Origin of the sequence: Rhodobacter maris (assembly GCF_900217815.1) — a bacterium.
In the GTDB taxonomy this organism is placed as follows: domain Bacteria; phylum Pseudomonadota; class Alphaproteobacteria; order Rhodobacterales; family Rhodobacteraceae; genus Rhodobacter; species Rhodobacter maris.
This window is the reverse complement of record NZ_OBMT01000031.1, coordinates 1-5,754: the sequence shown is the minus strand read 5'-3', so window position 1 is coordinate 5,754 and position 5,754 is coordinate 1. Positions and strand designations below refer to the sequence as shown.

The following is a 5,754-nucleotide window of genomic DNA, read 5'->3' as shown; positions in this document are numbered from 1 at the left end:
AACCCCTATGGCGCGGGCATCTCGGCCAGTGGCCTGACGCGGCGCATGGCGCATGCCGATCTTGTGGCGCGCGCGACGGATCTCGACATGGTCGAAGCGGGTTGGGAGCCCACGGTCGATGGCTATCTGGGCCGCGTGCCCAAGGCTCGCATCCTCGAGGCCGTGCGCGAGGCGAAAGGGGAGGGGTCCGCTCAGCTTCTCGACCATCTGAAGAAGGGCGAAATGGCCGCCGAGGCCGAGCGGTTGCTCAAGGGCAGCGGCTGGCTGCCCGAGGTCCTGCGCCGCGCCGATCTGATCGCTCTGGACGATGACGCGATCGCGGAAGGGCAGAGGGATGACACGGATGGTTCTGCGGAGGTCGATCTTCCGGCCTTCCTGAGCGCCGATCTGCCCGACAGCGCCGCGCCGTTGATCGCTGCGGAGTGATCGAGGCCATTCGAGGGCGGGGAAACCCGCCCTCTTTCCGTAAAACCATTAAATATCAATATGATGAATGCAAAATCTTGCATTCGGGATGAGGAACCATGTCCGCAACCACCATCATCGACAGCGCCCCGCTCGGGGCATTGATCCGCTACACCGACGGCAGTCCCAAACCGCCTGCGCGCTTCACCAAGAAGCTTGCCGCCTGGGAGCGATCGAACGGCGTTGGCCGTCTCGTGAAGAAAGAACCGCCCCGCGCCTATCAGACCTGGACCGCGCCTGCCTCCTTCACGCTGCATGAGGGGAACTTCTCGTCCGACGGGGTCATCCTCGTCACCATCATGCGCAGTCATTCGGCGGATAGTCCGCTCGTGTTCGAAGTGGCGGAGGAACCGAAGCCCGGGCAGGTGCGCGTGTTGCTGGACTTCGGTGGCAACACCGAACTGTTGCATCTGGCGGAGTCGATCACCGCGGCCGAGCTCTGGATTGCGCGCGAGGGTTGTCGCAACGCCCGGCTCGAAATCGTCGGCACTGCGGACAGCGATAGGGCAGGGGGCGCGGACCTGGCCGCCTGAGCCCTGACAAGGCGTGAGGGGCTCGCCAATCGGCGGGCCTCTCACCTCACCGACCCTAACCTCGTGCCGCGATGTCGCGGGCGCCAATAGTCCATCCCCCAAAACGGAGGTCTTCAACCAAGAGCCTGGCCGGGAGGCTGGCGGCGTATCAAGCATCAGCGGGACAACCGGCTCCTGTCGTTGGGGTACCATCCCCCGCTCGCCATTCCCTTCCTTGCCCCGAATCCCGTCTTCGAGATCAACCCGCAAGGGGTCGGACTACGGGCAAGCCCGTGCCGCCGGGCGGATTCGGCCCTGTTTCACAAGAGGGGCCGAACGCACCCGGTGATGTCAGCCAGTCTTCGGGCCTGCGGGGCCCTGTCGCGCGGGGGACGGTCCCCCGCCTCCAGACAGGAGCCAAACAGATGTCCCGCAAAGATGCTCACGCCTTCGCCGCCTCCCTCGCCGCCACGCTCATGGTTTCGATCGTCGTCTTTCAGGCAGGGGATGGAACCTTTGGCGCCGTCCCCGCCGATGAGATCGACGGCGACGAGGTCTTGATCGTCTCGGAATACGATCCCTTCGGGTGATGCCTTGGCCTCACCTCTTGATGGCCCGGGCGCGGTGCCGGTACGCCGCCGCGCCTATCGCCGACCGCGTGATCGGCGATGCCATCCCGATGAGCCCGGGTTGTTCCCGGGCACTGGTCTGGGTGCGCCCGCGTAACCGGGCGGAGAGCGGACCATCGCTGCGCCCGAAAACGTTGCGGACCTACGCACGCCGTCGCGAAAGCTGGTAGTCCACGCCTGTCATCCTGATGCGCCAGTTCAGCATGTCGCGGCTCACCAGGTAGGCAGAGCAAGCATCTGTGTCAGAAAGCCGCCGTTCCCTGATGGCCAACAGTGCAGGTCGTGGCAAGAGCAGTGTCCCGGCGAGCCAGTCCGCTTCATCCTCTTGGTCCTGACTGAAGTTGCCAGGCACCAACGACCCGTCTTCCAACATGCAGGCATCGGCCAGTTCATGTCCCAACACGATATGGGCCAACTCGTGCATGACTACGTTGTTTCGACGCCCAGGGGACTGCACCGGCTTGTAGATCACTAGATCATCGGTTGCGATCCGCATCGTCATAGCAGCCCAGGAATCATCACTGTGATCTGTCAGGACCTTTTGGTCTTCGGGTGCAAGGCCAGCCACGTCGCTCACTGACCAAACCGTAACACCTAGGTGCTCAGCCAGCTTGTCAGCCGAAAGAGCGTCGGCGGGTTGCAGCCCGAGGTTGCGGCGGAATTCAACAGACCGCCGTTCACATTGCGATTTGAAGCCCCGCCTGAACGCCACCTAGTGCCCCCTGGCCTCGACCTCGTCAGCGAACTGCTTCGATGCCTTCTCGATTAGGCTAGCCAGCGATCTGGCAGTCGCCCTTGGTACGGCCTTCCGGTTCTTGAAGGCGATCTGAAGATTGCCCACTCCAGTGAACTTTGACGTGTCTTCACCAAGCCAGGAGCAGACTTTGTCTAGCGTTCCGATATCCGGCACATGCCCGTTCTCGATCCGGGACAACGTGGTGGGGCTGATCCCGATTTCTTTCGCCGCAGCCCTTACCCCCATGTTTCCACGGCGTCGGGCGACCAGGTTGCCCAGGTCTTCGATATCCATGCTCTCTCCCCAGCGTGCCACCGACTGATATTAGTGTTTCACATGCTGGACAGACGATGTCCGTCCAGTTAATGTCCAGCCTGTGAAACACTTGAATCACGTCGCGGGACACTCGTCAACTGCGACGAATCGGGACAGCGAGGCCGAGCATGAACGCATTTCTGGGAAAACCAACGTCGCCGTGGGACAGCGTAGCCGAGCAGATGCTGGCTGCGGTCGCCATCAAGATCGAGCTTCCGCCGAGCATGCATGCGCTCCTGGCCGAGCGGAAAGCGGCCATCGAAAAGCACCTTGAACGTGACGGAAGTCCGCTGAAGGGCAAGGTCAGGTTGTTCTACCAGCAAGGATCGGTGGCAATCGGGGCGACGATCCGGGCCAAGTTCCGGTTTGAGGGGTTCGACATCGACATCATCGTCGAACTCACGACGCCTGGCATGACTCCGTGGCAGGCGCTGGAGCTTCTCTATGAGGCGATGCGTGGGGAGCGCGGGTCGCGGTACTACGACATGACGGAGCGCCAGACACGGTGTGTTACGATCCACTATGCGGATGGGATGCACCTGGACCTCTCGCCCGCTGAAATGATCGACGAATTCGATCCGCGTCGCAGCTACATCTATCACTCCAAGCCGGAAGAACCCCGCAGCCGCGACCGGAAGGTGCTGACCAACAGCTTCGGGTTCGCCGAGGAATACAACGCGACCTGCCCGGTCGATCTGTCCTTCCAGCAGGAATACGCACGGCGGGCGCTGCGGGCCGACCAAGGTCTCATCGCGATGCAGAAGGATGCCGACTCACTTCCGGTCCCCGCTCATTCCAGCGTCGTAGGGGGCAAATCCGCCGTTACGGCCGCGCTTCAGCTTCTCAAGAGGAACCGGAACATCCGTTGGGCGACCCGGGATGGGCGCATGCCCGCGTCGGTGATGTATAGCTGTCTAACTCTGGAAGTGGCCGAGGCAGGTCGGACCATCGGTCAGAACCTCAGGATCATCGTTCAGCACATCCTGGACCGGCTCTCGCAGGCCAAGAGCGTCGGCCAGTTGATTCACGTTGAGAACCCGCGTTGCCCAGGGGATGTGTTCACGGATCGCTGGCCGGAGGACCACGCGGCACAGGATACCCTGATTGCAGACATGCGGCTGTTTCTGAACCAACTCGACATTCTCCTGGACGACCGACGTTCGTTGCGTGAACGCCGTGATGTCCTGAAGTCGATGTTCGGTGAGAGCATCGGCGAGGAAGTGATGGACGAGCTTGAACGCGACTACGGCGAGGCCATCCGCACGGGTAAGCATGCCTTCGGTGCAACCGGTGGTATCGCGATGAGCCCGGCTATCGCCAAAGCAAAACCGGCGGTGAAGCCGTCAACCTTCTACGGTTCGACATGGCCGCGTCGGTGAAATCCCTGGAAGCCCAGGTCCGGGCGATGACCAGGGACTGGCCGCACTTTCAACCCCTGCGAGGGATGGGGCCACGGTCGGTCATTTGGTTTGGTGACCTAAGGGGCCTGGGTAGAACGTTTCACATCCGCATCGAGTACGGCCTACCGGATAAGGGACGGCAAGACCTTTACCGCGTAATGCCGGTCGTGCGGGTGCTCCGGCCCAGCCTTGCGCCAAACTGGGAGGCCGAGGAGGAAGCGCCGCTCCCTCATGTCTACTTCGAACCCCCGGACATCAGGTTGTCGCCGTTGTGTCTCTTCGATCCCAAGGCGGGTGAGTGGGACGCCTCAATGCTGATCAGCCGGACCACAGTCGGTTGGACGATTCGATGGCTCGCTGCCTACGAATTCTGGGAGATGACAGGTCGTTGGATCGGCGGGGGACGGCACGAAGACGCCGGGGTAGAGAAGGAGCCGGAGAATGCCGCGTGATCGTGACTACGACCATACCGTTCCGCGTCGTTCAGATGGTACCCGGCAGACGCTGCGTGAGGTGCAGCCATGGCCGACAGGAAAGCCGTTCAAGATACTCTCGATTGATGGCGGCGGCATCCTGGGCATCCTTCCATGCATGATCCTCGCTGAGATCGAGAAACGCTTCCTCAACGGCGAACCAATCGGACAGCATTTCGACATGATCGTGGGCACCTCCACCGGTGGGATCATCGCGCTGGGTCTCGGTCAGGGTAAGTCGGCCCAAGAAATCTCGAAACTCTATACCGAACGTGGCCGGTATATCTTCCCCGGGGGTCGGTGGAAGCGGGTGCTCCGTGGCTGGGCCGGTTGGGCCTTCACCCCATACGATCGGCGGAATCTGGAACGGGAACTTCGCCGGGGATTCGGTGATGGCCTGTTCGGGTCATCGTCTACCCCAACTTGCATCCCCTCCTTCGAGGGACGGTATGGCGAACCCTACGTGTTCAAGACCCCTCACCATCCAGATTACAAGAAGGATCAGTTCGAACGTCTCGTGGATGTGGGGCTCTCGACGGCAGCAGCGCCCACCATCTTCGCAGCGGTGGAAAGGAACGGCTACGTGTTTGCCGACGGCGGTATCTGGGCCAACAATCCCTCAATGATCGGCGTGGTAGACGCGATGACCTGCTATGACATTGATCGGACCCAGATCAGGCTCCTGAGCCTGGGATGCGGGCAGGAGACCTACCGGATGCGCTGGTGGCACCGCATTGGAGGAAAGCTGGTCTGGGCGGGTCTCTTCGTTTCATCTGCCATGCGGGCTCAGTCGCACAACGCTTTGGGGCAGGCCGGCCTGCTGATCGGTCGGTCCAACATGGTTCGCCTCGATGCCCCTGAAGTTGCCCGCCGCATAGGCATGGATGATGTCGCACGCGCTTTGGTGGACATGCCGCCAGTGGCCAGGGCGTTGGCGGAAGGGGCGGGACATCGGGTTGCGGAGTTGTTCTTGAACTCCGATGTCGCGATCCGGGACGAGGTTGAGGCGTTCAGTGACCGGCGACAATGATGGCCAGGGTGCCAAGTCGTAGACAAGCGAACCGCCGCTACGACTGATCGCTGGGCTCACGGGCCTCCGGTCGCTGCGATTGGCTCGACCGTCCGCAATGGGCCGGCCTTGACTGCTACAGCACAACCTCGAATCGAGAATGCCGCAGTAGAGGCCGCCGACACAGTCAGCCTACGACCCGATCATGGCGACGC

General features: G+C 62.1%; 6 protein-coding genes and 1 pseudogene. 5 read left to right on the top strand and 2 right to left on the bottom strand.

Annotated features, from left to right (window positions below):
• From CRO22_RS18145 to CRO22_RS18990, 3 genes and pseudogenes are all read left to right on the top strand, one after another.
• A pseudogene (locus CRO22_RS18145) lies at positions 1-426 on the top strand (DNA-binding protein); the annotation flags it as partial.
• A 98-nt stretch (positions 427-524) separates the two neighbouring features.
• Positions 525-998, top strand: coding sequence for a hypothetical protein (locus CRO22_RS18140; protein ID WP_097071555.1), 474 nt, complete (start codon positions 525-527; stop codon positions 996-998).
• A gap of 404 nt (positions 999-1,402) precedes the next feature.
• On the top strand, positions 1,403-1,567 hold the full coding sequence (locus tag CRO22_RS18990; protein WP_170952728.1) for a hypothetical protein: 165 nt from the start codon (positions 1,403-1,405) through the stop codon (positions 1,565-1,567).
• Between the two features lie 181 nt (positions 1,568-1,748).
• Here CRO22_RS18990 and CRO22_RS18135 read toward each other — a convergent pair whose 3' ends face one another.
• Positions 1,749-2,318, bottom strand: a complete 570-nt coding sequence (locus CRO22_RS18135; RefSeq protein WP_097071554.1) for an ImmA/IrrE family metallo-endopeptidase — start codon at positions 2,316-2,318, stop codon at positions 1,749-1,751.
• Positions 2,319-2,636, bottom strand: a complete 318-nt coding sequence (locus tag CRO22_RS18130; protein ID WP_097071553.1) for a helix-turn-helix domain-containing protein — start codon at positions 2,634-2,636, stop codon at positions 2,319-2,321.
• Between the two features lie 149 nt (positions 2,637-2,785).
• Between CRO22_RS18130 and CRO22_RS18125 the strand changes: the two genes are divergently transcribed.
• Positions 2,786-4,036 (top strand): nucleotidyltransferase domain-containing protein, encoded by a 1,251-nt coding sequence (locus CRO22_RS18125; RefSeq protein ID WP_097071552.1) that lies wholly within the window; start codon positions 2,786-2,788, stop codon positions 4,034-4,036.
• Between the two features lie 462 nt (positions 4,037-4,498).
• Positions 4,499-5,560 (top strand): CBASS cGAMP-activated phospholipase, encoded by a 1,062-nt coding sequence (locus CRO22_RS18115; RefSeq protein ID WP_097071550.1) that lies wholly within the window; start codon positions 4,499-4,501, stop codon positions 5,558-5,560.
• Positions 5,561-5,754: the final 194 nt, after the last annotated feature.

Excerpts from the sequence above, each read along its gene's own strand:
- CRO22_RS18130 (WP_097071553.1), bottom strand. The coding sequence starts at position 2,636 with ATGGATATCGAAGACCTGGGCAACCTGGTCGCCCGACGCCGTGGAAAC.
- CRO22_RS18140 (WP_097071555.1), top strand. The coding sequence starts at position 525 with ATGTCCGCAACCACCATCATCGACAGCGCCCCGCTCGGGGCATTGATC.
- CRO22_RS18990 (WP_170952728.1), top strand. The coding sequence starts at position 1,403 with ATGTCCCGCAAAGATGCTCACGCCTTCGCCGCCTCCCTCGCCGCCACG.
- CRO22_RS18115 (WP_097071550.1), top strand. The coding sequence starts at position 4,499 with ATGCCGCGTGATCGTGACTACGACCATACCGTTCCGCGTCGTTCAGAT.
- CRO22_RS18125 (WP_097071552.1), top strand. The coding sequence starts at position 2,786 with ATGAACGCATTTCTGGGAAAACCAACGTCGCCGTGGGACAGCGTAGCC.